Below are 4,855 nucleotides of genomic sequence, written 5' to 3' on the forward strand. Positions count from 1 at the left end.
CCGGTCCTGGCGGAGAGCAGCCACGGGCCCGTGGCTGCTCTCCGCCAGGACCGGCGACGCCCTCCGCGACCAGGCCCGCCTGCTGGCCGAGCACGTCCGCGCCACCGAGGCGCCCGACGCCGCCGTGATCGCGCACGCGCTGGCGACCGGCCGGGCCGCCCTGGAGCACCGCGCCGCCGTCGTCACGGACGGCACCGACGCCGGTGAACTCCTCGCCGCGCTCGACGCGCTGGCCGCCGGGCTGCCCTCGCCGCACGTCCTCGACGGCACCGCCGAGGGCGAGCGGGGACCGGTGTTCGTCTTCCCCGGCCAGGGCTCCCAGTGGGCCGGCATGGCCCTCGAACTCCTCGACACATCCCCGGCCTTCGCCGAACGCCTCGCCGAATGCGGCGCCGCGCTGTCGCAGTACGTCGACTGGTCGCTGTCGGACGTCCTGCGGGGCGCTCCCGACGCGCCGTCCCTGGACCGGGTGGACGTCGTCCAGCCCGCGCTGTTCGCCGTGATGGTGTCGCTGGCCGCGTTGTGGCGCGCGCACGGCGTCGAGCCCGCCGCCGTCCTCGGCCACTCCCAGGGCGAGATCGCCGCCGCCTGTGTCGCCGGCGCCCTCACCCTGGACGACGCGGCCCGCGTCGTCGCCCTGCGCAGCCAGGCCATCGCCCGCGCCCTGTCCGGCGACGGCGGCATGGTCTCCGTCGCCCAGCCCGCCGATGCCGTCCGGACACGGATCCGCGCCTGGGGCGAGCGGGTGTCCGTCGCCGCCGTCAACGGCCCGGCCTCCGTGGTCGTCTCCGGCGCCCCCGACGCCCTCGACGAACTCCTCGCCGGCTGCGAGCGCGACGGCGTCCGCGCCCGCCGCGTCCCCGTCGACTACGCCTCCCACTCCGCCCAGGTCGAGCGGATCCACGACGAACTGCTGACCCTGCTGGCCCCCGTCGCGCCCCGCGCCGCCGGGATCCCCTTCTACTCGACGGTGACCGGCGAACCCGTCGACACCACCACGCTCGACGCCGCCTACTGGTACCGCAACCTGCGGCGGACCGTGGAGTTCGAGGAGGCCGCGCGGGCGCTGCTGCGCGCCGGGCACCGGTCCTTCATCGAGGTCAGCCCGCACCCGGTGGTCATCGCCGGGGTGGAGGAGACCGCCGCCGACAGCGGTGTGACCGCCGCCGCGACGGGCACCCTGCGCCGCCAGGACGGCGGGCCCGCCCGCTTCCGGGCCGCGCTCGCCGACGCCTGGACGCACGGCGTCCCCGTGGACTGGTCCACGCTGTTCACCGACCCGGGCACGGCACGCGCCGAACTGCCCACGTACGCCTTCCAGCGGCAGCGGTACTGGCCGCGCGTCGTCGAGGGCGCGGGCAACGTCGCCTCCGCCGGGCTGGAGTCGCCCGGCCACCCGATGCTGGGCGCCTCCGTGGAACTCGCGGGCGGCGACGGGCTGATGGTCACCGCGCGCTGGTCCGCGCGCACCCACCCCTGGCTCGCCGACCACGCCGTGTCGGGCACCGTCGTCGTCCCCGGCGCCGCCCTCGTCGAGGCCGTCATCCGCGCCGGCGACGAGCTCGGCTGCGGCCACGTCGACGAACTGACCCTCCACGCCCCCGTCGTCCTGCCCGAGCGCGGCGAGGTCCGGGTGCAGATCGCGATCGGCGCCGCCGAGGAGTCCGGGCACCGCCCGGTGACCCTTCACGCCCGCACCCTCGACCCGGCCGCCGGCACCGCCGAGGGCACCTGGACCGAGCACGCCACCGGCACCCTCGCCCCCGCCGCCCCCACGGCACCGCGGCAAGAACTGACCGCCTGGCCGCCGCGGGGCGCCGAGGCGCTCGCCGTGGACGGCTTCTACACCACGCTCGCCGAGCGCGGCTACGGCTACGGCCCGGTCTTCCAGGGCGTACGGGCCGCCTGGCGGCACGGCACGGACGTGTACGCCGAGGTGGAGCTGCCCGAACGGGCCCGCACCGACGCGGCCCGCTTCGGCCTCCACCCCGCCCTGCTGGACGCCGCGCTGCACCCGGCCGGACTCGGCCCCCTCGACGCCGCCGACGGCCGCTCCGGCATGCCCTTCTCCTGGACCGGCGTCACCCTCCACGCCACCGGCGCCACCTTGCTGCGCGTACGGATCGCGCCCGCCGGACCCGACGCCGTCGCCGTGACCATGGCCGACGGCACCGGCCGCCCGGTCGCCACCGTCGAGCGGCTGACCGTACGCCCCGTGCCGGCCGCGCTCCTCGACCCGGCCGCCCACGTCGCCCGCGACGCGCTGTTCCACGTCGAATGGACGCCCCTGCCCGCCGCCGAGGCCATCGGCACCACCTCCTGGGCCCTGGTCGGTCCCGACCCGGACGGCGCGGCCCGGACCGCCCTCGCCGCCGCCGGGGTCACCGTCACCGCGTTCGACGGCCTCGCCGCCCTGGCCGCGTCCACCGAGCCCCTGCCCGACGTGATCGCGGCCCTCGCCACCGGCGACCGCCCCGACGACGAGCCGGACACCGCGCTCCAGCGGGCCCTGGCCCTCGTCCAGACGTGGCTCGCCGACGAACGGTTCGCCCCCACCCGCCTCGTCGTCGTCACCCGCGACGCCGTCGCCACCCACACCGGGGAGGACGTCCGCGACCTCGCGGCCGCCGCCGTACGCGGCCTGCTGCGCTCGGCCCAGTCGGAGCACCCCGGCCGGATCGTCCTCGCCGACATCGACGCGCACGCCGGCTCCTGGCTGCCGCTGCCCGCCCTCGTCGCCACCGCCGACGAACCCCAGCTGGCGCTGCGCCAGGGCACCGCGTACGCGCCCCGCCTCGTGCGCACCCACACCCACGCGCCCCTGACCGCCCCCGACGGCGACGGCCCGTGGCGGCTGGACATCCCGGAGAAGGGCACCGTCGACAACCTCGCGCTCACGCCCTGCCCGGACGCCGCCGGCCCCCTGGAGCCCGGCCAGGTCCGCATCGCCGTCCGCGCCGCCGGCCTGAACTTCCGCGACGTCCTCAACTCCCTCGGCATGTACCCCGGCGGCGCCAAGTACTTGGGCTCCGAGGCCGCCGGCGTCGTCGTCGAGACCGGACCCGGCGTGACGGGGGTCGCCGTCGGCGACCGCGTCATGGGCATGGTGCCCGGCGGCTTCGGCCCGCTGGCCGTGGCCGACCACCGCGTCCTCGCGCCCGTACCGCGCGGCATGTCCTTCGAGCAGGCCGCCGCCGTCCCCGTGGTGTTCCTCACCGCCTACTACGCCCTGCGCGACCTCGCCGGCCTCACCGCCGGGGAGTCCGTCCTCATCCACGCCGCCGCCGGCGGCGTCGGCATGGCCGCCGCCCAACTCGCCCGCCACTGGGGCGCCGACGTCCTCGGCACCGCCGGCACGTACAAGCAGGATCTGCTGCGCGCCGACGGCTGGCCCGCCGACAAGCTGGCCTCCTCCCGCACCCTCGACTTCGAGGACCGCTTCCGGGAGACCACCGGCGGCCGGGGCGTGGACGTCGTCCTCAACTCCCTCGCCGGGGACTTCGTCGACGCCTCGCTGCGCCTGCTGCCCCCCGGCGGCCGGCTGATCGAGATGGGCAAGACCGACATCCGCGACGCCGACGACGTCGCCCGCGACCACGAGGGCGTCACCTACCGGGCGTTCGACCTGATCGAGGCCGGGCCCGAGCGCATCCACGAGATGCTCGCCGAACTCGTCGCCCTCTTCGAGGACGGGACGCTGCGGCCGCTGCCGGTCACCGCCTGGGACGTCCAGCACGCCCGCGAGGCCTTCCGGTTCGTGTCCGAGGCCCGCCACGTCGGCAAGGTCGTCCTGACCGTGCCCCGCCCCTGGGACCCCGACGGCACCGTGCTGATCACCGGCGGCACCGGTGAACTCGGCGGCCTCCTGGCCCGTCACCTCGTCACCCACCACGGCACCCGGAACCTGCTGCTCACCAGCCGGCGCGGCACGACCGCCCCCGGCGCCCCCGAGCTGTGCGAGGAACTGCGGGCCCTGGGCGCCCACGTCACCGTCGCCGCCTGCGACGCCGCCGACCGCGACGCGCTCGCCGCGCTGCTGGCCGGCATCCCCGACGGGCAGCCGCTGACGGCCGTCGTGCACGCCGCCGGCGTCCTCGACGACGGCGTGATCACCTCCCTGACCCCCGACCGGCTCTCCGGCGTCCTGCGCGCCAAGGCCGACGCGGCCCGCCACCTCCACGAGCTGACCGCGCCCCACGACCCCGCCGGGTTCGTGCTGTTCTCCTCGGCCGCCGCCGTCTTCGGCTCGGCGGGCCAGGGCAACTACGCCGCCGCCAACGCCTACCTCGACGCCCTCGCCCAGCACCGCCGCGTCCAGGGCCTGCCCGCCACCTCCCTCGCCTGGGGCCTGTGGGCCCAGGCCAGCGAGATGACCGCGCACCTCGACGACGGCGACCGCGCGCGGGCCCGCCGGTCCGGCGCGCTGACCCTCTCCACGGCCGACGGCCTCGCCCTCTTCGACGCCGCCCTCGCCGCCCGTAGGCCCCTGCTCGTCCCCGTCCGCCTCGACGGCGCCGTCCTGCGCGACCGCCGCCCGGCGGAACTCCCCGCCCTGCTGCGCGGCCTGTACCGGGGGAGCACCACCCGGCGCGCTGCCGGCGCCGAACGGCCCGCCTCCGGCGCCGACGCGCTGCGGCAGCGGCTCGCGGGGATGCCCGCCGCCGACCGCCGCGCCCACCTGCTGGAGCTGGTCAGCGGCTGTGTGGCGGCCGTCCTCGGCCACACGGACACGAGCCTCGTCCACGCCGAACGGGCCTTCCGCGACCTGGGCTTCAACTCGCTCACCTCCGTCGAGCTCCGCAACCGGCTCAGCACCGCCACCGGCCTGCGCCTCCCCGCCACCCTCGCCTTCGAC

1 protein-coding gene is annotated in these 4,855 nt (G+C 77.4%); it reads left to right on the forward strand.

From position 1 onward, the window contains the following. The coding region (locus tag K6I33_RS36150; RefSeq protein ID WP_275126828.1) for an SDR family NAD(P)-dependent oxidoreductase at positions 1-4,855 on the forward strand (4,855 nt) is incomplete at both ends.

This window comes from Streptomyces sp. UNOB3_S3, assembly GCF_020740895.1.
In the GTDB taxonomy this organism is placed as follows: Bacteria; Actinomycetota; Actinomycetes; order Streptomycetales; family Streptomycetaceae; genus Streptomyces.